The 26529-nt window shown below is 68.8% G+C and carries 20 protein-coding genes and 7 pseudogenes; 20 read left to right on the top strand and 7 right to left on the bottom strand.

The genetic code is table 11. From position 1 onward, the window contains the following. The 8 genes and pseudogenes from OHO27_RS42995 to OHO27_RS42960 all read left to right on the top strand — a co-directional run. Window positions 1-266, top strand: a pseudogene (locus OHO27_RS42995) (hypothetical protein); the annotation flags it as partial. A gap of 78 nt (window positions 267-344) precedes the next feature. Further along, window positions 345-2986 (top strand): annotated as a pseudogene (locus OHO27_RS42990) (Helicase associated domain protein). 118 nt (window positions 2987-3104) lie between these two features. Continuing rightward, the gene (locus OHO27_RS42985) at window positions 3105-3872 is read left to right on the top strand and encodes a TnsA-like heteromeric transposase endonuclease subunit (RefSeq protein ID WP_443059682.1); all 768 of its coding nucleotides are present in this window, start codon (window positions 3105-3107) and stop codon (window positions 3870-3872) included. 52 nt (window positions 3873-3924) lie between these two features. Beyond that, entirely contained in the window at window positions 3925-6093 is a 2169-nt protein-coding gene (locus tag OHO27_RS42980) for a Mu transposase C-terminal domain-containing protein (protein ID WP_328430295.1), read from the top strand. A gap of 163 nt (window positions 6094-6256) precedes the next feature. After that, the gene (locus OHO27_RS42975) at window positions 6257-7105 is read left to right on the top strand and encodes an ATP-binding protein (protein WP_328430294.1); all 849 of its coding nucleotides are present in this window, start codon (window positions 6257-6259) and stop codon (window positions 7103-7105) included. Window positions 7106-7117: 12 nt separating this feature from the next. Then, a pseudogene (locus OHO27_RS42970) lies at window positions 7118-8422 on the top strand (Helicase associated domain protein); the annotation flags it as partial. Between the two features lie 80 nt (window positions 8423-8502). Beyond that, entirely contained in the window at window positions 8503-9552 is a 1050-nt protein-coding gene (locus tag OHO27_RS42965; protein WP_328430729.1) for a helicase associated domain-containing protein, read from the top strand. A gap of 44 nt (window positions 9553-9596) precedes the next feature. After that, window positions 9597-10776 (top strand): annotated as a pseudogene (locus OHO27_RS42960) (IS3 family transposase). Window positions 10777-13187: 2411 nt separating this feature from the next. Here OHO27_RS42960 and OHO27_RS42955 read toward each other — a convergent pair. Then, the gene (locus OHO27_RS42955) at window positions 13188-13511 is read right to left on the bottom strand and encodes a hypothetical protein (protein WP_328430293.1); all 324 of its coding nucleotides are present in this window, start codon (window positions 13509-13511) and stop codon (window positions 13188-13190) included. Between the two features lie 803 nt (window positions 13512-14314). Between OHO27_RS42955 and OHO27_RS42950 the strand changes: the two genes are divergently transcribed. From OHO27_RS42950 to OHO27_RS42935, 4 genes are all read left to right on the top strand, one after another. Beyond that, complete coding sequence (locus OHO27_RS42950; protein ID WP_328430292.1) at window positions 14315-14620, top strand: hypothetical protein; 306 nt, start codon at window positions 14315-14317, stop codon at window positions 14618-14620. 532 nt (window positions 14621-15152) lie between these two features. Next, window positions 15153-15332, top strand: a complete 180-nt coding sequence (locus tag OHO27_RS42945) for a hypothetical protein (RefSeq protein ID WP_328430291.1) — start codon at window positions 15153-15155, stop codon at window positions 15330-15332. A 116-nt stretch (window positions 15333-15448) separates the two neighbouring features. Beyond that, window positions 15449-16231: an alpha/beta fold hydrolase gene (locus OHO27_RS42940; RefSeq protein ID WP_328430290.1), complete on the top strand. Its 783-nt coding sequence runs from the start codon at window positions 15449-15451 to the stop codon at window positions 16229-16231. A 539-nt stretch (window positions 16232-16770) separates the two neighbouring features. After that, window positions 16771-16908 (top strand): hypothetical protein, encoded by a 138-nt coding sequence (locus OHO27_RS42935; RefSeq protein WP_328430289.1) that lies wholly within the window; start codon window positions 16771-16773, stop codon window positions 16906-16908. 143 nt (window positions 16909-17051) lie between these two features. On the opposite strand, the gene OHO27_RS42930 is transcribed toward OHO27_RS42935, so the two are convergent. Then, window positions 17052-17276 carry a hypothetical protein gene (locus tag OHO27_RS42930; RefSeq protein ID WP_328430288.1) on the bottom strand — a complete coding sequence of 75 codons (225 nt, stop codon included), beginning with the start codon at window positions 17274-17276 and terminating at the stop codon, window positions 17052-17054. Between the two features lie 335 nt (window positions 17277-17611). Between OHO27_RS42930 and OHO27_RS42925 the strand changes: the two are divergent. Next, window positions 17612-18798 (top strand): annotated as a pseudogene (locus tag OHO27_RS42925) (IS110 family transposase). Window positions 18799-18907: 109 nt separating this feature from the next. On the opposite strand, the gene OHO27_RS42920 reads toward OHO27_RS42925, so the two are convergent. Both OHO27_RS42920 and OHO27_RS42915 read right to left on the bottom strand, forming a co-directional pair. Beyond that, complete coding sequence (locus tag OHO27_RS42920) at window positions 18908-19093, bottom strand: hypothetical protein (protein ID WP_328430287.1); 186 nt, start codon at window positions 19091-19093, stop codon at window positions 18908-18910. Between the two features lie 356 nt (window positions 19094-19449). After that, a complete protein-coding gene (locus tag OHO27_RS42915; RefSeq protein ID WP_328430286.1) occupies window positions 19450-19698 on the bottom strand; it encodes an SCO4226 family nickel-binding protein in 249 nt (82 codons plus the stop codon). Window positions 19699-19845: 147 nt separating this feature from the next. Here OHO27_RS42915 and OHO27_RS42910 point away from each other — a divergent pair. The 5 genes and pseudogenes from OHO27_RS42910 to OHO27_RS43345 form a co-directional block, all read left to right on the top strand. Then, window positions 19846-20115, top strand: a pseudogene (locus OHO27_RS42910) (amidinotransferase); the annotation flags it as partial. 648 nt (window positions 20116-20763) lie between these two features. Beyond that, a complete protein-coding gene (locus tag OHO27_RS42905; protein ID WP_328430285.1) occupies window positions 20764-21039 on the top strand; it encodes a hypothetical protein in 276 nt (91 codons plus the stop codon). 118 nt (window positions 21040-21157) lie between these two features. Further along, complete coding sequence (locus tag OHO27_RS42900; protein ID WP_328430284.1) at window positions 21158-21550, top strand: nuclear transport factor 2 family protein; 393 nt, start codon at window positions 21158-21160, stop codon at window positions 21548-21550. Window positions 21551-22007: 457 nt separating this feature from the next. Then, window positions 22008-22577 (top strand): helix-turn-helix domain-containing protein, encoded by a 570-nt coding sequence (locus OHO27_RS43350; RefSeq protein ID WP_443059681.1) that lies wholly within the window; start codon window positions 22008-22010, stop codon window positions 22575-22577. After that, a pseudogene (locus tag OHO27_RS43345) lies at window positions 22523-22681 on the top strand (IS630 family transposase); the annotation flags it as partial. The gene OHO27_RS43350 and the pseudogene OHO27_RS43345, both read left to right, overlap by 55 nt. Before the next feature lie 365 nt (window positions 22682-23046). Here OHO27_RS43345 and OHO27_RS42890 read toward each other — a convergent pair. Further along, window positions 23047-23553 (bottom strand): dihydrofolate reductase family protein, encoded by a 507-nt coding sequence (locus OHO27_RS42890; RefSeq protein ID WP_328430283.1) that lies wholly within the window; start codon window positions 23551-23553, stop codon window positions 23047-23049. On the opposite strand from OHO27_RS42890, the gene OHO27_RS42885 reads away from it, so the two are divergent. Beyond that, a complete protein-coding gene (locus OHO27_RS42885; RefSeq protein WP_328430282.1) occupies window positions 23506-24348 on the top strand; it encodes an MmyB family transcriptional regulator in 843 nt (280 codons plus the stop codon). The two genes, OHO27_RS42890 and OHO27_RS42885, sit on opposite strands and share 48 nt — an antisense overlap. Here OHO27_RS42885 and OHO27_RS42880 read toward each other — a convergent pair. Further along, a complete protein-coding gene (locus OHO27_RS42880) occupies window positions 24242-24532 on the bottom strand; it encodes a hypothetical protein (protein ID WP_328430728.1) in 291 nt (96 codons plus the stop codon). The two genes, OHO27_RS42885 and OHO27_RS42880, sit on opposite strands and share 107 nt — an antisense overlap. A 142-nt stretch (window positions 24533-24674) precedes the next feature. Between OHO27_RS42880 and OHO27_RS42875 the strand changes: the two genes are divergently transcribed. Further along, complete coding sequence (locus OHO27_RS42875; protein ID WP_328430281.1) at window positions 24675-26051, top strand: pyridoxal phosphate-dependent decarboxylase family protein; 1377 nt, start codon at window positions 24675-24677, stop codon at window positions 26049-26051. Window positions 26052-26189: 138 nt separating this feature from the next. On the opposite strand, the gene OHO27_RS42870 is transcribed toward OHO27_RS42875, so the two are convergent. Beyond that, the gene (locus OHO27_RS42870; protein ID WP_328430280.1) at window positions 26190-26474 is read right to left on the bottom strand and encodes a hypothetical protein; all 285 of its coding nucleotides are present in this window, start codon (window positions 26472-26474) and stop codon (window positions 26190-26192) included. Window positions 26475-26529 lie beyond the last annotated feature (55 nt).

The following is a 26529-nucleotide window of genomic DNA, read 5'->3' as shown; positions in this document are numbered from 1 at the left end:
TGGAGTCGGTGGCCCTCGCAGATCATGCCCGTCGGTGCGCCCGCACTATCACCACGGTGACCGGTGAAGCCGTGGAGGCGCTGCAACTCGACGGCTTGGAACCGGTCTTGGAGGTTGCCGGACGCGCGGACACCTGGTGGCGAGGAGCTGACTCTCTTGTGGCTGTCTACCGCGGGGAAGCTGAGTGCATGTTGGCACCGCAATGCCGGACGGCAACGGTCTACTCCGGGCTCGATGAATGGGGCCTCAAAGGGCTCGGCGTTTAAGAGCTCACCTGCCATCGATTAGACATCGGGCTGCAACGCTGCTTTCGGCAAGAGGAACTGATGACAGGACAGTTTGGAATGCAGAGAATCGTGCTCAGAGAGCACCAGGTGGATGCGACTGCGCGTATCCGTCGGTGGGTCAGATTCCCTGCAAGGTCCTCTGTGCCTGCGGAAGGGACGCGCGCCACGGTGGTGTCCGCCACGGGGTCTGGCAAGACGATCACGGCCGCGTGGGCTGCGCTGGAGTGCTTCCGTGGCGGACGGATCCTCGTCATGGTCCCTACCCTCGATCTGCTCGTGCAGACCGTTCAGGCGTGGCGGAGGGTCGGTCACAGCGGGCCGATGGTCGGGGTGTGCTCGCTGGAGAAGGACGACATCCTGGAGCAGCTGGGCGTACGGACCACTACGAACGCGATCCAGTTGGCGCTGTGGGCGGGGCATGGGCCGGTGGTCGTGTTCGCCACGTACGCCTCCCTCGTGGACCGCGACGATCCGGAGGACCCGCTGGGTCAGGGACGCGTTCGCGGGCCGCTGGAGGCTGCTCTGGCGGGCGGAGAGCGGTTGTACGGACAGACGATGGCCCTGTTCGACCTCGCCGTCGTCGACGAAGCCCACTCAACGACCGGTGATCTCGGGCGGCCGTGGGCGGCGATCCACGACAACACCCGCATCCCGGCGGACTTCCGGCTCTACCTCACCGCCACCCCACGCATCCTCGCTTCCCCCCGGCCGCAGAAGGGCAGGGACGGGCAGGAGCTGGAGATCGCGACTATGGCGTCCGATCCGGACGGCCCGTACGGCGAGTGGATCTACGAGCTCGAACTGTCCGAGGCGATCGAGCGCGGCATCCTCGCCGGGTTCGAGATCGACGTGCTGGAGATCCACGACCCCTCCCCCGTCCAGGCACTATCGGAGGAGGCGCAGCGGGGCCGGCGGCTGGCGCTGCTGCAGACTGCGCTCCTGGAGCACGCCGCCGCGCGGAACCTGCGCACGGTTATGACCTTCCACCAACGGGTGGAGGAGGCGATGGCGTTCGCGGAGAAGATGCCGCAGACGGCCGCCGAGCTGCACGCGGCCGAGGTCTCCGACGAGGCCCTGGCCGACGCGGACTTGCTGCCGAAGTCGTCGATCGATGCGGAGTTCTACCAGCTGGAGGCCGGCCGCCACGTGCCGCCGGAGAGGGTGTGGTCGGCGTGGCTGTGCGGCGATCACCTCGTAGCCGAACGACGCGAAGCCCTACGGCAGTTCGCAGGCGGTATCGACGCCGCGGGTCGCCGCGTACACCGCGCGTTCCTGGCCAGCGTGCGGGTCCTGGGCGAGGGCGTCGACATCGTCGGCGAGCGGGGTGTTGAGGCGGTGTGTTTCGCCGACACCCGCGGTTCCCGGGTGGAGATTGTGCAGAACATCGGCCGGGCGCTGCGCCCGAACCCCGACGGCACGGTCAAGGTGGCCAGGATCATCGTGCCCGTCTTCCTGCAGTCTGGTGAGAACCCGACCGACATGGTCGTCTCCGCCTCGTTCGCACCCCTCGTAGCCGTCCTCCAAGGTCTGCGCTCGCACTCGGAACGCCTCGTCGAACAGCTCGCCAGCCGGGCGCTGACCAGCGGGCAGCGGCACGTGCACGTGAAGCGGGACGAGGACGGGCGGATCGTCGGCACCACGGCCGAAGGCGAGGGCGGGCAGCACGAGACCGAGGGCGCGGTGGAGTCAGCGCTGCTGCACTTCTCCACCCCGAGGGACGCGGCGACGATCGCGGCGTTCCTGCGCACCCGGGTGTACCGGCCGGAGTCCCTGGTATGGCTGGAGGGCTACCAGGCCCTGCTGCGCTGGCGGAAAAGAACCACATCACCGGCCTGTACGCCGTCCCGTACGACACCGAGACCGAGGCCGGCGTCACCAAGGCGTTCCCGCTGGGGCGGTGGGTCCACCAGCAGCGGCGCACCTACCGTGCGGGCGAACTCGATCCCCACCGCAAGACACTGCTCGACGAGGCCGGGATGGTGTGGGAGCCCGGCGACGAAGCGTGGGAGAACAAACTCGCCGTACTGCGCTCCTACCACCGCGCACACGGCCACCTCGCCCCCAGACGCGACGCCCTCTGGGGCGACGCCGACAGCCAACTGGTCCCCGTCGGGGAACACATGGCCAACCTCCGCCGCAAGAACGGCCTCGGCAAGAACCCCGAACGCGCCGCAACGCGGGCCGCCCAGCTGGCCGCGATCGACCCCGACTGGAACTGCCCCTGGCCACTCGACTGGCAACGCCACCACCGCATCCTCACCGAACTCGCCGCCGACGAACCCGACAGCCGCCTCCCCCACATCGCCCCCGGCGTCCTCTACGAAGGCGACGACCTCGGCAAATGGCTCCAGCGGCAACGCCGCAACTGGACGGAGCTCTCCGAAGAACAGCAGCAGCGGCTGACAGCGCTGGGCGTGGAACCCGCCGAACCGCCCGCACCGGCCCCGGCGGCCAAGGACGGCGGGAAGACGTCAGCCTTCCAGCGCGGTCTGGCGGCCCTCGCCCAGTACATCCAGCGGGAAGGCAGAACCGTCGTAGGAAGGGCGCACATTGAGGAGTTGCCGGACGGTTCGGCGATCAGGCTGGGTGTGTTTCTGAGTAACCAGAGGGCCAGACGTGACCGTCTGGATGCGGAGCAGCGAGCAGCGTTCGCTGAGCTGGGTTACGCCTGGGCCGTAGAGCAGCCCGAGCGCGGCTGACAGCACATCTGCGAGGTCAGGGGCGCCCGGCAGGACCGGCGGACCTGGGTCTCTGGCACGCGTTTCCCTTTGGCTTGTTTTGCCCATTACCGGATGAGCCGACAAGACGTTTGGCTCTGTGTGCGGAGCACGAAATGGGATATGGGATGCGGAAACGGCCGGGCCGGCCGATGTCAGAGCTGTGGACGTACGGTTCTTGGCTGCGAGCGGGACGACGGAGTGTTCGCCGTGGCAGGCGGCGGCCGCCGAAGTGGCCTTCGAGCAGTGTCCGCCTCTGAGGCCGTTTTCAGCCCGCAAGGGCAAGCGGACGGCGCCGGGATGGTGGTGGTCGGCGACCACCGGACGGCTCGTGCACTACGGCTCTGGGGCGATGCGGCTGCATCTGATGCTGCTCGACCGCGATCCACGCGTCAGTGGCCTGGCCAGTCGGCCGCTGGAACTGCGGTGGCGTGCGCCGGGCGGAGTGTGTACGCATGTCCCGCAGGTGATGCTCCGGCTCACCGACGGCCAGGGAGTCTTGGCTGACTGCACCGCCAGAGGGGGGCTTTCTCGGCGGCAGCGGTCCCTCGCGGCGGTGGTCGGTGAGGTGTGTGCGGCGGTGGGCTGGCGGTACTGGGTGCTGGGTCCGGTCGATCCGGTGTACCGGCGCAACGTGACCTGGCTGTCCGGGTACCGGCATCCGCGGTACCACGGAGGACAGCAGCTGGCGGCGGCGTTGCGGGAGTCGTTCGCCGACCGTACGCCGCTGTGGGAGGGCGTGCGCCGGACCGGGGATCCGATGGTGGTTCTTCCCGCGCTGTTCCATGCCCTGTGGGCGGGGCGGCTGTCCGCGGATCTGGGCGCTCCCATGCATGAGCGGATGCCGGTGTGGGCGCAGACGGCGTGACGGGGGCACGGGGCCGGGGTCCGGCGGGCCGGTGGTCGAGGTGGGGTCCCGGGTGCGGTTCGAGGGGCGGGCCTGGACGGTGGCGGCCCTCGCTGGCGGGCAGGTGCGGCTGATCGCCGGGAACGGCGAGATGGCGGCGCTGCTGCTGTCGCTGTTGTTCGCCGACGAGGGGTTCGAGGTTGTGGCTGCGCCCTCCGTCTGCCGGGTGCCGCCGCTGGGCTTGCTGGAGTCGTTGCCCGTACCGGTGCGGGAGCGGGCGTTGGCATGGGAGCGGCATGTGCGGGAGGTGGAGACGGGGCACCCGGGCGGATCCGGTGCTGTTGGTCCTCTACGGGCTGAGTACGACCCGCAGGTGCGGACGTTGGCGCAGCGGGAGGAAGCAAAGGCGGCAGAGCTGTCGGCGGCGGGTATGCCGACCAGCGCGGTGACGGTGCGGCGCATGCGGGCCCGCTACCGCGACGGCGGGCTGTGGGGACTGGTGGATCAGCGGGCCGCCCGGCCCCGGTCGGCACTGGGGCGTGCGGATGAGCGGGTGGTGGCCGCCCTGCGGGAGGTGCTGGAGGCCGGGCAGGAACGCTCCAGCGGGACGCTGGGGCGGCTTCGGGTGTACACCGAGCGGCTGCTGGCCGAGCGGCACGGCCACGAGGCGGTGCCGCTGCCGTCGACCGCGACGTTCAACCGGCTCGTGCACGCCCTGGCCGACGGGCGCGGGCTGCTGGGCAGTGCGCGGCAACGGCGCTGGCGCTCGGCGCGACCGGCTCCCCCGTTCGTCCCGACGACGGTGATGGCGCCGGGTGAGCTGGTGATGATGGACAGCACCGTGCTGGATGCCTTCGTGGTGCTCGACGACGGAGTGGTGGAGCGGCCCGAGCTGACCATCGCGCTGGATGTGGCGACCCGCAGTATCTGCGCGGCCGTGCTGCGCCCGAAGGGAACCCGCAGTATGGACGCGGCGCACCTGCTGGCGCAGATGATGGTCCCAGCGCCGATGCGGCCTGCCTGGCCCGAGGCACTGGCGATGGAACGCTCAGTGATTCCCTATGAGCGGCTGCTGAGCGTGGATGACCGCCTGGAAGGGGCCGCAGCGCGCCCGGTCATCACCCCGCGGACCGTCGTGGTCGATCAGGGCAAGGTGTTCGTCTCGTCCTCGTTCGTCGCCGCATGCGGGTCGCTGGGCATTTCCCTGCAGCCGGCGCCGCCGGGCAACGGGCCGGCCAAAGGGCATGTGGAGCGCACGTTCTCCTCGATCAACACGCTGTTCGCCCAGCACGTGGCCGGCTACACGGGCTCCCACACCGGCGAACGCGGCCGGAAAGCGGAAAGCGAGGCGGTATGGACGCTCGCCCAGCTGGACGACCTGCTGCAGGAGTGGATCATCTGCGGGTGGCAGGTCCGCCCGCACGACGGGCTGCGGCACCCGATGATGCCCCGCCGCGCTCTGTCGCCGAACGAGATGTGGGCGGCGCTGGTCGCCGTGTGCGGATACGTCCCGGCGCCGCTGGGGCGCGAGGACTACATCGAGCTGATGCCCGTCAAACGGCAGAAGATCAACGACTACGGCATCCGCATCGACTACCGCACCTACGACCACCAGGTCCTCAACCCCTACCGCGGCGAAGCCTCGCCGACGGCGGACGGCCTGTGGGAGATCCACTACAACCCGCACCCTCCCGGCCAGGTCTGGGTGCGCCTGCCGAAACCCGGCCAGCCGCGAGGGCACGGGTGGGAGGTGGTGCCCTGGATCCACCACACCCTGGTCAGCGCCCCGTTCACCGACTTCACCTGGCAGCACATCCGGCGCACCGTCGCCCAGCGCGGCAGCCGCGTCCAGCACGAACACGACCTGGCCCTCGCCCTGCGCGAGCTGCTGGAACGCGCCGCCGCCGGACACGGCAGCCGCCGGGACAAGACCGTCGCCGCCCGGGCCCTCGCCCACGGCGCCGCGAACGCAGACAGTGCGGTGTGGGGGCTCCTGTACGGCCAGCCGCCGCAGACGGAAGCCGACAGGCCCAGCGAGGACGACGCCTTCGACCACGGTGAGGAGCTCTTCGCCGAAGACGAAGGGGAGGAGGCAGCCGACGCAGCGGGTGAGCACCAGCACCCTGGGCCCGCCGTCACCCGGGGCCTTGCAGCAGCCGGTGCAGAGGGCGGACAAGCACGGCCGGCGCGAGATTCCTCCGTCACGGTCTACGACCCCTTTGAGGAATCCCTGCGATGGTGAGTCCGCTCTCGAACGACGCCGCCGGGTTCGCTCCACTGGCTCCTCCGACCCTGTGGCAGGGCTGGGACGCCTTCGTCCACCGGGCGCCGGCCCCCGCCCTGGACGCCAACGACGGCGCCTGGTCCCAGACGGAGCGCGAGGACTACCACCCGAACTCGCCGTCATGCGCACCCCGGCCATGGACAGTGTCTTCACCACCGTGCGACGGCTGCTGCTGGTCAACCGCCGCCAGCAGGCGGGCGCCCGGCGCGGTCTGATCATCTCCGGTCCGGCCACGACCGGGAAGACCACCACGATGATGGCGCTCGGGCGTTCCTTCCATCTGGCCGACGCCCGCCAGCACCCCGGCAACGGCGACAGAAGACCGGTGCTGTTCATCAGCGTGCCGCCGGCCGCCACCCCGAAGATGCTCGTCAGCGAATTCGCCCGGTTCCTCGGCATGCCCATCACCGACCGCCTCAACCAGACCCAGATCACCGGCGCCGTCTGCGACCTGCTGTGCGAACTGGGCACCCAGCTGGTCCTCATCGACGACGTCCACCTCCTGGACACCCAGCGGCGCGCCGGTGCGGAAACCTCCGACCAGCTCAAGTACCTCGGCGAACGCATCCCGGCCACCTTCGTCTACTCCGCCATCGACATCGAGACCTCCTCACTGCTCAGCGGAGTACGCGGCGCGCAGATCGCCGGCCGCTTCAAAATCTTCCGCCACCGCCCACCGGCCTACGCGACGGAGCAAGACCGGGCTGTCTGGAACGACCTCGTGCGGGCCATGGAGAATCTGCTGCGGCTGCGCGCACACCGGCCCGGAACCCTGGTCAAGCACGCCGCCTACCTCCACGCCCGCACCGGCGGGCGGATCGGCAGCCTCTCCCACCTCATCCGCGAAGCCGCCCTGATCGCCATCACCGAAGGCACCGAGCGGATCACCAAGCAGTTGCTGAGCGAGGTGGAGCTCGACGCGGCCGCCGAAACCCGGGCCCGGCCGGTCCGGCCCGCACGACGGAAGTAGGAGACATCCGGCGTGGCGCACCGGTCCAGCACGACGGCACACAGCCGCAAGCCCGGGAACGAGCGTGCGGGAGACAAACCGGCGGCGTCCGGCGTCCTCGTCACGGACCTGGCCGGCGGGGCGGCCGGACGGGTGTCTCCGCTGCGCGGGGAGCTGACGCTGTCGTTCCTGAACCGGCTCGCCGCCCGCTACCACCTCGGCCTGCGCGACCTGCTCGCCGCCATCACCGAGACCGACGGCCGGCAAAACGTCGCCGGGATGCTCCACCCGGACAGCGAGATCCACCTCAACGCCCAGGTACGCGAACGAGTATGCGCCCTGAGCCATGCACAGGCAGCGGTGCTGGAGAATGCTCTGCCGGCGTGGACACGCGCAGAACCACACGCGCACTACCCAGGCGGCCCGGCCGGCCGCCTGACCCGCGGCGAGGAAGCCGTCGCCCCGTGGGGGCCCGCCTGCCCCGCCTGCACCGCCGCCCGCACCGGACGCCGCGTGCCTGCCCGGCGCTACCTGGCCCCCGAGCAGCGGGTCTGCGCCCGCCACCAGTACTGGCTCCTGTACCTGCCCGGCACCAGCGGCCTGCCCGTCCCCCTTGGCCGGTGCCCGGAGGTAATCGACGCCCAGCGACGGCATGTCCGGCTGCTACGCCGCTCTCCCACCGGAGCGCGGGCCTTCCAGGTCGCCCGCGCCATCACCAGCTTCTGGTGGGAACAGCCCTGCCCCAGCGAGGAACAGCACTGGCTGGCACGCCTTGCAGTGACGCGTCCCGCCGAGGCCGATCCCGGCTGGTGGAAGGTAGCGGCACGCGACCTGATCACCTATCCCGAAACCGTCGCCGTCGCTCGGGTCTTGGCCAACTCTCTCCGGCAGCAGCACTCCGTCGCCCAAGCCTGCGGCCATCTCCCCTACCGCCTCGGCGAGATGCCCGCGCTGCTGGCCGAACTCGCCGACCACCTCCAGCGGCCCTGGCTCGCCCGCCACCTCGCCAACGTCACCCACGGGCCACTGTTCACCTGGGCCCACTCCTTGGTACGCACCCGCGCCAACCAGGCACCCGCGGCGCAGCACACGCTGTGGAAGGTGCACTCATCGCACCGGCCCCGCCCTCTGAGCGACCTCCTCCCCCAGGGATCGGCCGCCGACCGCGAGCAGCCGGCGCCACAGGCGGCCAAGCGGCTGCGCGGCCACAGTCTCCAAGCGGAGCAAGCCTTCCAAACAGGCCTGGCACAGGCTCACGCCTACCACCAGCGGCACGGCCACCTGGCCGTGCCGAAGGAAGACGTCCCCGACGGCTACCCACTGGGCCAGTGGATCGCCAACCTGCGTACCAGCCACACCAGAATGTCGGCCCACCAAGCCGCCGCCCTGAACGACATCTACCCTTGGTGGAACGTGCCATGGAGCACCCTGTGGCAGCGCACCTGGCACCAAGCCCGCACCCACACCGACACCCACGGCCCGCTCCAGTCGGCCCGCGGCTTCCCACCACCAGCTACAGCCTCGGCGAATGGCTCCACCTGCAGTGCACCCGCTACCCCACCCTCCACCCCGAACAACAACGCCTCCTCACCCAAATCGGCATCCACGCCGCGGCGGCAGCCACCGCCCGCCCCAGACGACGCAGCTACGCAGAACGCTTCCAGACAGGGCTCGCCCACGCCCGCGCATTCGCCAGCGTCCACGGCAACCTCGCCACCGTCGCCCAGACGACCCTCCACGACGGCTACCCGCTCGGGCAGTGGCTGTCCAACCAGCGCAACCACCGGCGCTCTGACCGCCAGCCCCTACCCGCCGCCCGGGCACAGGCCCTCGCGGTCATCGATCCCTGGTGGAACCCGCCCTGGCACCTGACATGGCAGCGCCGCTACTACCGCGCCCGCGACCACGTCCAAGCCGGCCATCCCCTGCACCCGGAGAACGGCTTCAATGACCTCGACGATGGCACCGCTGACTGGCTGTGGCGCCAGTGCGCCACGCACGACGAGCTCCACCCCGAGCAGCGGCAACTCCTCACCGACATCGGCATCACCACCGAGGTAGCACGCACGGCCCAAGACCATGCACATACGGCCCCCAAAACATCCGCTGTGCCCCGGGTCCCGAACATGGACGACACGGCAAGCCGCGCCAGAAGGACTGCAGACCCTGCGGCTCCCACCGGTCGACGTCACGATCGGCGTGCCGCCGAGCCGAAGCGTCCCCGCAGCCCTCACAGCCGCCTCGGGCACCGCCCCGATCTGAGGCCTGGCTTCGAGACGGCCCTGGCACACGCCCGGGCCTGGCACGCCGAACACGGCCACCTCGCAGCCCCCCGTGACACCCGGCACGACGGCCACCCCCTGGGCATGTGGCTGTTCAGCCAGCGCAACCGCGCCAAACAACGCGCCCGAGCCGGTATGCCGCCCTCACCCCACCTGACCGAACGGGACTGCTGCAGGGTTGGGTGACACCTGACCTGGCTTGCTGAGAAGCGGCCTGGAAGGATGTTGCAGTGCCCAAGCCGTATCCGAAGGAGTTCCGCGAGGACGTCGTGCGGGTCGCGCGCAACCGCGAGCCCGGCGTCACACTGGAACAGATCGCCGCCGACTTCGGGGCCCACCCGATCACGCTGTCGAAGTGGCTGCGCCGCGCCGACACCGACGAAGGGGCCAGGCCCGCAACGGCGTCGGGTGAGTCGGCCGAGCTGCGCGAGGCCCGCAAACGGATCCGGCTGCTGGAGCAGGAGAACGACGTGCTCAGGAGGGCTGCGGCGTATCTGTCGCAGGCGAACCTGCCGGCAAAATGATGTACCCGCTCGTCCGCGAGCTGGCCGCCGCCGCTGCCCCTTGCCGGGTGCCGGTGGCGGTGACGTGCCGGGTGCTCGGGCTGGCCCGTCAGCCCTACTACCGGTGGCTGACCAGGCCGGTCACTGATGCTGAGATGGCCGGGGCGTACCGGGCCAATGCACTGTTCGACGCGCACCGCGACGATCCCGAGTTCGGGCACCGCTTCCTTGTCGACGAGGCCCACGCGGCCGGTGAGGTGATGGCCGAGCGGACCGCCTGGCGGATCTGCCGGGACAACAGCTGGTGGAGTGCCTTCGGCAAGCGAAGCGGCCGCGGGAAGCACGCCAAGGCCGGGCCACCGGTCCACGACGACCTGGTGCGGCGGGACTTCACCGCCGACGCCCCGAACCGGCTGTGGCTCACGGACATCACCGAGCACCCAACCGGCGAGGGCAAGCTGTGTATGTGCGCCGTCAAGGAGGTGTTCTCGGGCCGCATCGTGGGCTATTCCATCGACGCCCGGATGAAGTCCCACCTCGCGGTCACCGCTCTGCAATCCGCCGTCGCCCGCCGCGGCCAGGTGGCCGGGTGCATTGTGCATTCGAATCGCGGCTCTCAGTTCCGGTCACGGAAGTTCGTGTCCGCTCTCGTCCGGCACGACCTCGTCGGCTCGATGGGCAGGGTCGGGGCGGCCGGCGACAACGCGGCCATGGAGAGCTTCTTGCACTGCTGCAGAAGAACGTCCTGGACCGTCAAGTCTGGGCTACCCGGCAGGACTTGCGGATCGCGATCGTGACCTGGATTGAACGCACCTACCACCGACGCCGACGCCAGAGACGCCTATCCCGATTGACCCCCGTCGAGTACGAGACCATCATGACCCCACCCGCAGCCCTGGCTGCATAACCCCGCTGTCACCCGATCACGCAGCAGCCCCGTCCTGTCTTGAAGCAGCCGATTCGCCTCTGCGGCGCCCAAGCAGCTCTCCAGAACCGCCATCAAGGCGTAGTGCCACCCCAATGAAGAACACATCCACGGCGAGAAGCAGGGCCCCACTGGCTAATGAAGGCCAAGAGCCAGTGGGGCCCTGCTTACTCAATGAGCAGATGTCACGGTTTCCCTCCGCCGTCCCGGACTACGGTCCCACCTCGTGGCGAAAGACCGAATGGAATCGGCGGTGAAGACGGGACCAGCACCAATGCGGCCAATGGGGCGTGGGAAGTCCGGATGGCTGCCGTCCAGTTGAGCCACCCTCTGGCGGGTAACGCCCAACTCCGCAGCAGCTTCCCGGTACCCCATGAGGTCCTGTTCCTTCGGATGATCTCGCTCAGCGTTTGCCTGCTCAGCAGTGACCACTCGCAGGTCCGTCAGCCGAGGCCTTTGGCCTAGCGCAGCACTGAGGCCTTCAGTTGCGGCCTCGAGAGCCTCTTGCGTGGCTTCCGACAAGCTGGGTGCTACCAGACGCCATACCAGGTAGAGGAGCTCAGTATCAGCCTCGTGCCTGACGACGCCAGCGCAGTACCGGCGTAGCTCTTCGAACTGCTCATCCCTGAAGGTGCCCACAGCGCCCACAGTTACGGATGCCCGCCACTCTTGTCCCATTTCCTTCTCCTCTCCTCCTCTATCCGGTTCATCTGGCAGTGCTCGGATGGACGGGGCGGGGGCCCGGCCTTCTGGCCCCCGCCTGCACCTGGGCCTAGTCCTCATCCGGGAAGACCAAGCCCGCCCTGCGCAGCTGCACGATCAGGTCGATCCACTGCCCCGGCGTCTCCGGCTCGGGACCGGCCAGAACTGCAGTGCCGTTCCGGGAGAACCGCCATGAGCCCTGAGCACTCTGGTGACTCTTAAATCCCTGACGGTCCAGCGCTGCGAGGAGCACGTCCATCCGATCAGTCATATCCCACCCTCCCCTCAAACCTTGCATGTGTCAAGCTTTAAAGTGGCGGCAACCTATCCTGAAAACCTTGCTTCTGGCAAATCGGCTGGTACGGAACGGTCGGCGGAGCACATCCGCACGAGCTTCCAGGACAACCTTTCCGCTGATTGCCACCCACAGTCGACCGCATGCAGTCATGCGGCCGGGGCCGTGAGTCCAGATACGACGCCACCAGGCGCACCGCACGACGGTTCCTGTCGAACAGCAACAGCAGGCGCGCTAGGCTCACCGCCGCCTACTCACCGCTCTAGCCGAGTTGGGCGCGCAGTAGACGTAGGCGTGTTGGCCTTCCGTGCTATCGGCCGCGCGGCCTGCTGCCGGCGCTCTCGGGACCGGTTCCAGCGCGGGCAGTACCCAGGGTTGTTCGGCACTGACGAGACGACTGGCAAGGGGTAAGACAGGCTTGGCACCCGCCTCCGGCGAGAGCGCCTGTGACCGCTTGGGAAAGTCGGCGCACGCCGCGGTTCAGAGGGGGCGGCTCCACGAGCGGAGCCACGCACGCGCCGGCTGCCCCTCTTTCTGAACAGTGAATCGAGCGCAGCGAGCTCCGGCCACGCTGAACCGTCGGGCCGCGCAGTCCGTCGCAGATCCCGTGCAGGAATGACTGTGCGCAAATCCCGCAACGCGCGCATCCTGCCGTTGCCGTCCACCACCCAAAAGCCGATCCTCTCCATGCCCTCGGCAGCCTTGGCACCGACCCCCTGCGTCCCCAGGCCCTCCGGCCGACCCTGCGAAGGCATCCACTCGGACAGCTTCCATCGGAAGTACTCGCTGTCCTCGCTGCTTTCCGGCATGGCCCGCTTGACGTCCTGGATGTCAGGGAACGCCGCCTCAGTGTCTGTGTAGTCGAGGAAGCGGTAGGGCATGCGCCGCCCTTTCCGTGGGCGCGCCACCCTGAACCATGGGTTGGACAGCGCTGCGGGAGCTACTGCGCGCTTGGCGGGCTGCTCAGCCCGCGCACTGCGGTAGGCAGCCTGCTTGCACGCGTCGCTGCAGTACTTGCGCGTACGCCCGCGGGCCTTTTGCACGAAGGGCGGCGTGGTACAGCCGACACGCTGGCACCGATGGACAGGTACCTCTTTGACACCCTCCCAGACCAGGGCCGAGTGCTGCGGACCCGTCCGGCTCAACAGCTCCTCACGCAGCTGGGGCCCGAACTCCGAGTCCCGCAGCCTGATCAGCAGGCTCCTGATGAGCTCCTGCAAGCCCTCTACCGTCCACCCGAACTGTCGGGCCATCTGCACGAGTGGAGCCCCGTGCAGATAGTCGAGCAGGAGTCGCCGTTCGGAGTCCCGCAACACCTTGCGCAGGGCACGCCCGAGGACGTCATCGCCGATCCGGCGGCTGACGGGATCCTTGTCCGGCCAGTACTGTTCTCGCCTCACTGCGCTCCTCCCCCGCCCGGCTCCGCAACTGCCGTACTGTCCGGCGACGTCGCACCGCCGGAGAGTGCGGGATCGGCCACCGGCCCCTGCGGGCCTGCCCCCGGTCCCGCACTGAGGCCAGCCTGCCCGACTCCCACCCGCAGCGACTTGAAGAGCCCCAGAAGCGTCCGCCCGCTGCTGTCCAGCATGACCGGCAGATCTTCCAGCCGCGCACGGCGGATAGCCAACGCAGCCAGAACGGCGTGGGCGACAAGCGCGGCCAGACAGACCAGGGCGAGCAACCCCACCACCGCCACAACTGCCCACGGGACGTCAGACATCAGCTTCGCTCCTTCGAGACCGAAAACGCCGATGGCCCCGACGCGTCTTCGCGTCGGGGCCATCGGCGTGAGGCATGAAAAACCCCGCCGGAGAAGGCGGGGTCGTCTGGTGCAGGCACATGTGTGCCACCACCAAGGCGAGCATAGCCAGGTACAGCCCAAGCAAGACCGGTTCCCGGTATCGAAGCCGCGTTCCCGCAGCTCAGAGGCGCGATAAGCAGGAGGGCTCTCCAGCAGGGCAAGAGAGTATTTTCGTAACAACGCCTACCGGCGCCGGCTGCGGAACCCTCGCTCCGTCCTGCCAGGCATCTCGACGACACCCGACGATGCGGCCCGGCGCATACCCGCGATCAGAGAAAGTGACCAACTCTCAGAAGAAGACGGCTACAACTGATCAACGACCCTGATACCTGACAAACCCACAGCTCAGACTGCCACCACAACCAACACCTTCAGCCACCCAGCGATCACCTCCCGCCGCCCGCCCCCCCCCGAACACAGCCAGACACACGAACTGATCAGCCCAGCTCAGCCATCCGTGAACCGATCACAAAAACCGATCCTGGACACGTACGCTCGGCCTGTCGGAGGCCCCCGTCTTCTCGCACGCCGGTGTCCGGCCGCGCCAGGAAGGAACTGGCCGGCTTGGCTGAGAGGGGTGGCTGGCCCGTTCTGCCCGCGGACACGCACCCTTCTCGGATGGACGCCCCGGAGTGCACCGGCGATACCAGCGGCTTAGCTTCTCAGTGCTATGCCGCGGGCGTTCCGGCCGCGGCGTGTCCAGGCGGTCGAAAGGAAACTCCATGGCAGTCGTGATGACCTTTTCCTGGCCCGAGATCACGCCCGACGTGTACGACGCGGTGCGCCAGAGGGTGCGCTGGGAAGAAGACGCACCGGACGGGTGCGTGCTGCACGCCGCCTGGTTCGTCCACGGCGGCCTCAACGTGATGGACATCTGGGAGTCGGAGGACCACTTCAACCGGTTCATCGAGGCCAGGATCGCCCCCGTACTCACGGGCGAACTGGGTGTACAAAGCGACCCCGAGCCGAAGTTCTACCCCCTGCACCGGCGCTTCGTCGCCCCCGGGGTCAGCGGCGCCAGCTCCTGAGGTACACCTTCCGCGCTAGGGGCCTCGTCAGCGCTGGCTCCTCGGCCTTCGCCCCGCAGAACCGCACCAACGCCACCGCCACGGTCTTCGCAGACTCCGACTGCGACGACGTCAAGGAGCGCTCGGTGATCTTCTTCTCATGACGCACGCCAGCCGCCCCGGTGCGAGCCTTGCGGTCCTGCGCCCGGGCTTGGACCGACTCGTGGTCAGCGCAGCCAGAGCTGGATCGCGGCGAGGGGAGCGGCGGGAGGCGGGCCGGCAGCCCGTGGGCCCGCCTGGCGAGCCCCGACCGCCGCGGCCAGCCTGGAAGCGAGACACACTGCCGCACCACGAACGAAGCGAGGCAGCAATGACAGGGACAACCCGGCAGGACACACCAGTCGCAATCGAGGGCGGAGGCGTCGAACTCCGTACGCGGGCGGTCGGCGGAGACCTGTCCGTGGCCTTCGTACAACTGCCTCAGGGGACAGACCTGCGGCCGGCCCTGAAGGGACTGACCGATGACCTCTGTCAGTGCCCTCACTGGGGGTACATGATCAAAGGCCGGCTGAAGATGGTGACGAAGGACGGTGAGGAGGTCTACGAGGCGGGACAGGCGTTCTACTGGCCGCCCGGACACGCCCCCGTGGCCCTCGAGGACTGCGAGTACGTGGACTTCTCCCCGACAGATGAGTTCACCGCGGTCATCGACCACCTCACGTCGCAGGGCTGAGTCAAGCCTTCGGCAAAAGCGCTGCCGTGGGCCGGTCGACGGCTGTGGACGCCCGCCCGACGCGCGCAAGCCTCAATCAACTCATTCGATGCCTCCCATCACCGTACGATCCCGGCATGTCGAATATCCAGCTCGTCAGCAGGCGTCGCGGCAGCGGCCCGGCCCTGGTCGTGATCCGCCAGCTGGACCGGGAGGGCTGGGCACCCGTCATCGACCTGCTTGCTCGTGAACGCGAGGTCGTGGCCGTCGACCTGCCGGGATTCGGCGACAGCCCACCGCTGCCGGACAGCACCACCCCCACCGTCCACGCACTGGCTGCCGAGGTCGCCAAGTGGTTCTCCACAGTCGGCCTCACGCGCCCGCCCATCGTCGGCAACTCGCTCGGCGGGGCCGTCGCACTCGAACTCGCCCGGACAGGCGCCGTCAGCAACGCTGTCGCACTGTCCCCCATCGGCCTGTGGACCGGCCCCGAAGCGGCCTATGCCCTCGGCTCGCTTCGGGTCGCGCGCATGATGGCGGAGAGCCTCGGCGGGCATAGGGCACGAGTGACCGGCAATCCGCTGGGCCGCACACTCGCATTCTGGCAACTCGTCGCGCGGCCCTGGCAGATGACAGCAGAGGCAGCCGACGGCGCCCTTCGCAACCTGGTCCGCTCACCCGGCTTCGAAGCCACACGCCGGGCAGCCCACAACTACCGGCTCCGTGGCTTCGCCCCCGATGTCCCCGTCACCGTCGCATGGGGCACCCGCGATCTCCTGACACCGCTGCACCAAGCACGCCGCGCGACTCGGCTCCTGCCCGGGGCCCGTCATCTCCGACTGCACGGCTGCGGGCACTCACCCATGTCCGACGACCCCAGCCGCGTCGCCCACCTCCTGCTGTCCGCGAGCAGCAGCTGAGGTGGACCGCGATGGCCTGGGCTCGCGCGCAGGGCCGCCTGGGCACGCTGTGCGGAGCCGCCCAGGAGCTGACGCCTTGACTGCGGGGGCTTCGACCACATCACCGAATCCGCCCCCGACAACTCCTGACCCCCGGCCGCCGCACCCGTGCGCGCCCCGAGCCCCGGCAGCGGCCGCGGCGCCCATCCCGCCCTTCCTCTCCTCAACTCAAGCCAGGGCATGGGCAAAGCGGCCGACGGGGATGTCAAAGGCTCGACCACGCCGGACCCATGTGGTGACCTGCACAGGCACGGCGGCGGACCGCCGGGGCGCGCAACAGTAGGCGCAACCCCTAGCGCAACCAGATGCGCAACCCTTGTCGCAGTGATGAAGGAACCTGTGTCTCCCGCACAGACCATTCGTGTGTTACATGGCACCCCATGCACTCACTCGTTCACGACGCAGCGCGGGCGGCACCGACGTGCGCGGTAAGCCATTCGGCCCCATCCTGGAATCCGGTCACCTGCTTAGCCCAAGGCTCACCGGCCAAGGGAGGTCCCGTGATCGTGCTCGCGCTCGTACTTCCCCTCCTGATGATGGCCGCCCTCTTCGCCCTGGACGCGTTCGAGAACTGGCTCTTCCCACCCCTCGAACCCGCCCAGAACGCAATCCCTGCCAACAGCGACCACGCGCCCTGACGACGCCTCCCCGGCACGCCAGCGCACTTGGGGGCACGCGTAGGGGCCGGCCATTCACGAACGCACTCCAGGTGTGGGCCGGGCTGCTGCCCGCCATGCCGCCCTGTCGACCTTCTGCGCTGGGTCCGTACGCGCGCAGACGCTCAGACCCCACTCCACTCATGTGGGCCGCCTCCGCGCCATTCCACCCACCGCGGATCGTCCAGCAGCCCCTCGGGATCCTCCATGCCCGCGGCTTCGAGGAACACCACCAGGTCGTGGTCGCTGTAGGCGGTGCCGAGGATCTCGACACGGTCGTGCGCGTGCAAAGTGACACTCCGGCCACCGGTGCGGGAGGGCTGGTGTACGACGATCGGCGCGCTGGTCACGCCCCCAGCCTGCTCCGGGCAGGGCCGTTCAGCGAGTCGGCTGCCCTGCCGGTAGGTGTCGCCGGCCCCGTCGCAGCGGGCGTGGAATCCCTGAGTCTGAGCTTGTCCGACCTTCCAAGCGTGGGTCTGAGGCGGTCATTTCGTAAGATCGTCGGCCCGGGGGTTCTGGGTATGGCTGTGAGCTTGTCGCCGTTGGATGACTCAAATGGCTTGGCCGCTCGGGGCCCCGCGACGACTCGACCGCTAACTGTGATACGCGACTTGATCGCTGTGTAGGACAACGTCGGCGAGGTCGTCTGTGGGACTGTTGCGACGACGAGTTGGCGGAGGTGGCCGTGCCCGAGATCTGGGCCGGCGTGGACATCGGCAAGGAACATCACCATTGCGTGGTGATCGACGCGCAAGGTGAGCGCCTGCTCTCGCGACGGGTGCTGAACGACGAGTCTGCGCTCCTGGAGCTGATCGGCGACGTCCTCGCGCTTTCCGAGGACGCGGTGTGGGCGGTGGACATTAACCACGGCGGTGCAGCGCTGCTCATCGGCCTGCTGCTGGGTCACGGCCAGCCGATGGTCTATCTCACCGGCCTCGCTGTTCACCAGGCATCAACTGCTTGCCGCGGCCAGGGCAAGACGGACGCCAAAGACGCCTTTGTCATCGCCGACCAGGCCTGCATGCGCAAGGACCTCGGCGTGCTCCGGCCAGGCGATGAGATAGCCCTCGACCTCACGATTTTGGTCCGACACCGCACCGACCTCGTCAACGATCGCACCCGCCAGATCAACCGGCTCCGGGAGCAACTCCTGGAGATCTGCCCGGGTTTGGAACGGGCCCTCAGCCTGACGAACACGGGGCCCGTCCTGCTGTTGACTGGCTACCAGACGCCGGCGGCCATTCGGCGTAGCGGCGTCAAGCGCATCGAGACCTGGCTGAAGAACCGCAAGGTCAAAGGTGCCACCACGCTCGCCCAGGTCGCCGTTGAAGCGGCCAGGCCCAGCACACTTTCGCTGCCTGGCGAGCTCGCCGCGTCAATGGTGGCCCGCCTGGCGAAAGGGGTGATGACCCTCGAAGAGGAGATCGCCGAGCTGGACGCACTCATCGAGGCCCGGTTTCACGAGCACCCGCACGCCGAGGTGATCCGTAGATTGCCCGGCTTGGGCGCCATGCTCGGAGCCACCTTCATCGCCGCAACCGGCGGCGATATGGAAGCATTCGGCACTGCCGACCGTCTGGCGGCGTTCGCCGGCCTGTCACCGGTGCCTCGCGACTCCGGCCGCGTCAGCGACAACGTGCGCCGACCACGCCGCTGCCACCGCGGACTCCTGCGGGCCTTCTACCTGTCCTCCATGGCCAGCCTGCGATCGTGCCCCGCGTCACGGGCGTACTACGAACGCAAGCGCGCTGAGGGAAGGGGCACAAGCAAGCCGTCCTGTCACTCGCCCGGCGCAGAGCCAACGTCCTCTGGGCCATGATCCGCGACGGAGCGTGCTATCGAGTTGCACCACCAGTCACGATGGCCGCTTGACTTCCTGATTGGGAAGTCCTAGGCAGATGCCGCCCGCGCCGACAGCCAGGCCAGCTACCTGGTCCCTCGACGCAGGCGGCAAGCCTGGCGCAACCCGTACCGGGGTCGGCTACAGGCCGCTGGTGATGTTGTCGACGGTCACCTCGACACCGGTGACCGCATTGCGGGCCACGTCGACGACGTTGGCGGCGGCAGTTTCGACGGTGCCTACCGCGGGTGCGGCAGTGGCGGGTACGGCAAGTGCACCGAGGATCGCGGCGGTTCCCAGGATGACGGCAGCGGTACGACGACGCATGGCGATGTGCCTTTCCACGAAGAAAGAGAGGTCACCCGACTCCGCAAAGGGAGCGAGCAATTCCTCCAACCACACAGACCGATGATCAGACATGCCGCTCACCTGGACGAGCGGTCAACCGAAGGTGAAGAGACGAGGCTCCACAACCCAGCGTTGGGCAGGGCGTCCTACGCGTAGACCGGATCTACGACGAAGCGCGCCGTAGCGCCGACACGTTGGCTGATGGGAATGACGCTTCCTTGATCCATCGGATCGGCCACGGCTGGACTGCGCTGTCCGCCAGCTGGTGGACCTGACTCCCAGGCATGGCGGGCCCCCGACCGCGTCGTCTGCGGCCGGAGGGCCGTTGTGGGTTTTCAGATCGACAGGGGGACCGGATGGACCTCGTCGGCCTTGTGGCCGGCGCGCTCGTGGATGCGCTGGACCGCTTCCGCCGAGGGTGCCTCGGAGAGGCAGTAGACGAGGCCCGACTCGGGGTCGGCCCACGCCCGTTCGAAGTGCACGCGCTCGTCCTCCTCTATGGCGAGGTCCGCGTTGTGGGCCTCCCTGAGCTGGTCGGCGGTGACGCCCTTCATGTTGTGGTGCACGTCCATGAACTGAGGCATGCCTCGCACCTCCTTCCGCTGGCCGGGGTGCGTTCACCTGTTCTCCCTCTATGCTGCGCCCGTCGGGGACGAACGGCACAGTGAGGGGGGCAGAGCCAGGTACAGAAGGCCAGGCACGGCAAAGGCCCCGGCGCACACACCGCCCTGCTCGCGCCAGGCAAGGTTCTGGTCAATCCCGAGTACGCCTGCCCGACGTCCTGAAGTCGTGGGACGTCCTGGTGCCCCCTCCCGAGCGGCGATCCGATCGACGACCGTCTACTCAGGGTCACCTCGATGTGCGGAAAGTGGCTCAGCATGAACGTGCTCATGATCGATGAGGAGCGGCTGATCCCTGAGTGTCACCCGTTCGGTGGCTCGTTCCACTGCGCGACGCTCGACGTCCGGCGCCGCGGCACCCTCGAGGCATACTTCGACTGACCGGCGTCCCAGGGAACGCGGGACCGTCAGTCCGGTCTGGGGAAGCGGCCCAAAAGCTCAGCCCGTGACGCCTAAGGCCGGTGGCGCCACCCCGCAGGCCTGCACCGTGCCCGCCCCGACCTCTCCCCCACCGACGTTCCCCCCTGACGTCGCCGCCACGCTGACGGGCCGGACGACCATCCCGGCGGGACGTGATGGCGCGCGGATGGATCCGCGGGCCTGGCCCGTTGTCCGTGACCCGAGCTCCATGGAGATTCGGGACGCGTTCGGACGGCGCTGCTGGATCCATTACCTGCCGCACGCCGGTGCGATCGAGGTCCGTGACATCGGCTGCGGGCTGATTCGTCAGCGACGGCGGAGCTCCTCGGACCAGTCCGGAGCTGGTCTTCGAGTGTGACCTGCCGCGCTTCCGTGATGGGTACGACCGATGCAACGTCAGCCTGTACCGTGTCGAGCCGGAGTCTGTCGGAGACGCGGTCGGGAAACCGATAGAGGGCATGCCGAGTCCGTGCTTGGCCGCTGGGGCTACGGAGTGTCCGGTGCGGATCAAGCCCGTAGCCCGGTCGGCTCCTGCTGCCGTGCGAAGGGGTGTGCGGACTGCTCGACTGGAGGAGTTCCCCCATCCTCCGACGTCATGGGAGCAGCGCCGTGGCCATCATCGCCATCATCGAATTGCCGGGCGTCACCCAGGAGCAGTACCAGGTCAACCACGCGAGCATCCACGCGGCGCCGTGGTGGCCGGCGGAGGGCTTCATCTCCCACGCGGGTGCCCCGGCCGACGGCGGCTGGCTCGTGGTCGACCTCTGGGAGTCGAACGAGGCTCTCGCGGCGTTCATGGAGAAGGCGGCGACGATCTTCGAGGCAAACGGTATGCCGAGGGTCGAGCCGAAGATCTACGACGCGGTGAACGTGGACATCGGCTAAGAACCTACGTCTGGATCTCGGCGGCTACGGCCCTGTGCGGTTCGGAACAATTGCCGACGTCAATGTGCCACTGCGCGTGTCGCGGTGCGTACGTTGCTAGAGAGAGCTGGGGGCGCTGATGACCGAGCACCCACACATCACCGTGTTTCACCGTGTCATGGCTGCCTTCTCGGCCGGCGATATGGATGCGCTGGCAGAGCTCTTCCACCCCGATGTGGTCTGGCACATCGGTGGCAGGAACCCGCTGGCGGGAGAGTACCGGGGACGCGAGGAAACATTCGCGGTGTTCGGGCGGGAGTTCCAGCTGACGGGCGGCACGTACCGGCCGCAGCTCCACGATGTGCTCGCCAACGATGACCACACAGTCGCGCTGCTGCACGTAACAGCGTCACGTGAAGGCAAGCAGCTTGATATGGACTACACCATCGTCTTCCACATCAGGGACGACAAGATCACCGAGGGCTGGGTCCTGACGGCCGACCCGCAGGCGTACGACGAGTTCTGGTCGTAGGCGACCGGGAACGGCAGACCGCAACGCGGTCTCAGGGTCAGTCGTCGATCACGCAGGCATCTGGGTGGCTGTAGCCGCGTCCATTGGGCCTGTGCATGGTCAAGCCTTGCCGCGCGCCTCTGGCCTCCAACATTGAGCTGAGGCTTCGCGGAATCCGGGTCAGAACCCGCTAGTGCGTTGACCGCGAACGTCGGCCGGGTGGAGGTGTGGTGATCTCGGTTTCCGGTGATGCGCAGGTCTCTGCCGTCTGCTTCTGGGAGGAACCTGTGATGGGCCGAGCCGGTACGCGCCCGTCGGGTGACGGACGAGGAGGGACGCACTCTGCTGCGCATCGTGCGGCGGGGGCGGAACAGCACGATCAAGGTCCGCCGCGCGGTGATCATCATGGCGCCGGCCCCGGGGAACCAACGAGGCGATCGCCGCGCTGGTCGCGGCCGATCCCGACACCGTCCGCGACGTGATCCACGCGTTCAACGACCGCGGCCTGGAGTGCCTGGACCCGAAGTGGGCCGGCGGTCGTCCACGCCGGATCACCACGGACGACGAGATGTACATCGTCGACGTCGCTCAGAAGCGGCCCAGGAGGTTAGGCATGCCGTTCACCCACTGGAGCCGACGCAGGCTCGCCGACTACCTCAGCCATCCACCGGTCGGGGTACGCCAGGTGATCATCGGCCGCGAGCGGCTGCAGGTGCTGCTGCACTGCCACCACATCTCCTTCCAGCGCACCCGCACATGGAAAGAGACCCACGACCCGGACGCCGACGCGAAGCTGGACCGCATCGAGGAGGTGACCCTCCTCTTCCCCGACCGGTGCTTTCGCCTTCGACCAGTTCGGGCCGCTGTCGATTGGGCCCTGCCACGGCACCTGCTGGGCCAGGCGCAAGCACCCCCGACCGGCTGCCCGCCACCTACCACCGAACCCACGGCATCCGCTACTTCCACGGCTGCTACAGCCTCGGTGACGATCGCTTGTGGGGTGTGGTCCGCACCCGCAAGGGCGCCGACCACACTCTGGCCGCGCTGAAGAGTATCCGCGCCGCCCGGCCCGATGGCGCCCCCATCTACGTCATCCTCGACAACTGGTCCGGCAACGAAAACGCGACGATCCGCACCTGGGCCGCCCGGCACAAGACCGAGCTGTGCTTCACCCCGACCCACGCGTCCTGGGCCACCCCCATCGAGCCGCTACGCGGCTTTGACCTGGGCACAGCGACCCTCCTAACCACGCCGCCCTCGCCCGTGACCTGCACGCCTACTTACGCTGGCGCAACCGCCATCGCCGCCACCCCAGCGTGCTGGAAGCCGTACGCCCCGAACGCTCCCGCGTCCGATCCGAACGCCAACACCGCTGGGGCCGCCCCCACCGCGCGGCAGCATGATCAACCCACTCGTCGAACGATCGCGGCCAACGCACGAGGCACGTCGCCGATGTCCGGCCCGAGATGGACATCAGGGTGTCCGCGCGTGCTGGTGTCAACTGCTGGGAGCTGCGCCTACTTTCGCACGCGGAAGCGGAGCATCGTGACGGTGCCCGACCGGGTGTTGCTGAAAGGTTCCAGGTCGATCCTGTCGAGGCTTGGGGGCGAGAAGCGGACACCGTCGCCGAGTAGCACCGGTAGGACATACACCAGGATCTCGTCGACGAGCCCGCGCTGCAGGCACTGGGCGGCCACGTCAGCACCGAGGATCTCCAGGTTCTTGCCGCCCGCGGCGCTGCATGCCGTGGCAACGGCTTCCTCAATGTCACAGGTGAGGAACGTGACGGTAGGGTCCGGCTCGTCGGGAGGCTCGTGGGTGAGGACGAACTGTGCTCCCCCGTCGTAGGCGGTGTCCTGGTCGGCCATACGCTTGGCGACCTCGTACGTGCCCCGGCCGACGAGCATGGCGCCCGTGGCCGCCATAACCTCCGGGAACGTGTCCGCAGTCAGGTACTCGGCGATCCAGTCCATCGCGTGGCCAGGACCGGCGATGAACCCGTCCAGCGACATCGCCCTGTTCACGAACGCACCTACCTGTTCGACCTGGCCCAGGCCGCACAGCCGCCCAGCCGCACGCCGCGCCGCCGCAAGGCCGTCGACATCCCGCCCCGCGTCCAGTGGCTGCTCGACTCCATGACCCTGTCCGCGGTGTTCGTCACCAACGGCCGCTTGGACATCGTCGGCACCAACGCACTCGCCCGCGCCCTTTTCGCGCCGCTGTTCGAAAGCGAGAGCACGGACAACCGCGGTCGGCCGAACTTCGCCCGGTACTGGTTCCTCAACCGCGGCGCACCCGACTTCGTCGCCGACTGGGACGGCGCCCTCGGCGCCACCGTCGCTCTGCTGCGCGCCGAGGCGGGGAGCTACCCGCACGACAAGGCGCTGCGTGAACTGATCGGTGAGCTGTCCACGACGAGCCCCGAGTTCCGCACCCGTTGGGCAGCCCAGGACGTACGCATCCACCACGGTGGGGTCAAACAGTTCCAGCACCCTGACGCCGGGCCTCTCGAACTCGTCTACCAGCCGTTGGACCTGCCCATCTCGCTTCGTGAGGTGCATTCCCTGACCATCTACACGGCCGAGCCGGACACCCCCGACGAAGAACGACTCAAACTCCTCGCCAGCTGGGCAGCGACCCGACTCGAGGACGCAGAACCTGTCGGCGACAGGGACTTGCCCTGGTGGCCCAGGCCCGTCGGCGCGAGTTCCGTCAGGCGGGCCGGCGGATGGCCTGCACCGCCGTGTCGTGGAGGTCGAACAAGTCGGCCCGCCCGCCGAGGCGAGCCCATTCCTGGTTCGCTGCCTGCAGGCAGGTGACCGCCGCTGCCGCGATCGCGCGCGCCTGGAGCGCGCGGTAGTCGGAGTCGGGCAAGCGCGGCTCGATCAGTGGTGCGAGCAGGTCTTGCCAACGAGCCGGCTTCTCGGCATGGCCGACGCGCAGCGACTGGTTGCCGAACAGCAGGGTGACCAGCTCGAGCCGGTGCTCCGCGGTGGTCTCGATCTCCTCGATCGCTTGGAACGCCGCGCGCAGCGAGGCCCAGCAGTCTCGAGCTTCCCGCCGCCGGGGCTGAGGGATCGGAGGACGTCCAATCTCCCCCCATTGGCCGTTCCCGGCCGCTCGGACGAGCGGTTACGGTCCGGCCATGGATGAGCTGACCAAGATCCTGAAACATGCCGCCGAGCTCGCCGCCGCCTACCGCCGCTCGCTGCCCGAGCGGCCGGTAGCGCGGCCCGTCGACTACGAAGCCCTGCGCGCGGCGTTCTCCCGCCCGCTGGACCGCTCGCCCGCCGATCCGCTCACCGTGGTCGACGAGCTGGTGGCCGTCGCCGAGACCGGACTCGTCGCCACCGTGGGGCCGCGGTTCTTCGGGTTCGTCGTCGGCGGGGCGCTGCCCGCGGCCACCGCCGCGGAGATTCTCGCCGCCGGGTGGGACCAGAACGCCTTCAACGCCGCGCTCTCGCCCGCCGCGCTCGCCGCGGAGGAGGCGGCGGGCGGCTGGCTGAAGGACCTGCTCGGCATCCCCGCCACGGCGTCCACCGGTTTCGTCACCGGCGGCCAAGCGGCCAACACTGCAGGGCTCGCGGCAGCCCGGCAGCATCTGCTCACCGAAGCCGGCTGGGACGTTGGGCGTAAGGGTCTGGGCGGCGCCCCGCGCCTGCGGGTGGTCGCGGGCGAGGAGCGCCACGCCACCATCGACCGCTCGCTGCGGCTGCTCGGCCTGGGTACCGACTGCCTGGAGACGGTACTCAGCGATGGACGCGGCGCCCTCGACACCGACGACCTGCGCCGCGTGCTGGCGTCCGACCCGGCCACGCCGGCGATCGTCTGTACCCAGGCGGGCAACGTGAACACCGGCGCCTGCGACGACCTCCGTACCGCCTGCGATCTCACCCACGCCCACGGCGGCTGGGTGCACGTCGACGGCGCATTCGGCCTGTGGGCGGCCGCAAGCCCAGCGACCCGCCACCTCGTCGACGGCGTCGAGCTGGCCGACTCCTGGGCCTGCGACGGCCACAAGTGGCTGAATGTGCCCTACGACTGCGGCTACGCCTTCTGTTCCCGCCCCGCCGTCCACGCCGACGCCCTGTCGTACACCGCCTCCTACCTCACCCGCGCTGACGGCACTCCGGCCGGTGGCGCCGACTACACCACCGAGTCCTCCCGCCACGCACGAGGCTTCGCCACCTGGTCGGCGCTGCGCGAACTCGGCCGTGACGGCGTCGCCGAACTGGTGGACCGCTGCTGCTCCCTCGCCCGCCGCTTCGCCGAAGGCCTGTCCGCGGCGGGCTTCGAGGTGGCCAACGACGTGACGCTCAACCAAGTCCTCGTCAGCTTCGGCGACGACGCCCGCACCGACCACGTCGTGCAGGCAGCGCAGAAGGACGGCACCTGCTGGGTGGGCGCCACCACCTGGCGCGGCCGGCGGCTGATGCGCATCTCGGTCTCCGGCCACGCCACGACAGAGGCCGACGTCGACCAGTCGATTGCGGCGATCGTGCGGCTGGCACGGGCGTCGTAATCTCGGCGGCACTCATTAGGCCCAGGCACGCACCACGCCGGACACACGGAGACGACCCGGACGAACGCCTGTGGCTGAACCACCACGAGCAATCCGTCAACACTGGCGCCGGAGGACGGCTCAGCGCATCTGACGTTGTCAGTTCTCGTCGCGGCAATGCTGGATGCGGGCCGTCTCGATCGGGCCGGCTGTCGTCGGCGCCAGCATCCACGCCATGTACTGACCGGGCACGCGTTCTGGCTGCACAAGAGCGACCAGGCCGCCACGTCCAGCGAAGCAGCATCCGGTTACCAGGACGACGTTCGCCGACAGCGCCTTCGACGTGGGGCGCATCAGCGCCGTCGCCGTCGCCTTCATCAGCTTGGTGACCCAGTAGTGGAGGATCTGCTTCGGCACGGGCACCGAAGCCATCGAGGCCGCCACCGATGCGAGGAAAGCGGCAGGTTCGGCGCGCAGTCCACCTACACCCACGGCTTCG

The sequence above is a fragment of the Streptomyces sp. NBC_00443 genome (assembly GCF_036014175.1).
Taxonomy (GTDB): domain Bacteria; phylum Actinomycetota; class Actinomycetes; order Streptomycetales; family Streptomycetaceae; genus Streptomyces.
This window is presented reverse-complemented; position numbering and strand designations above follow the sequence as displayed.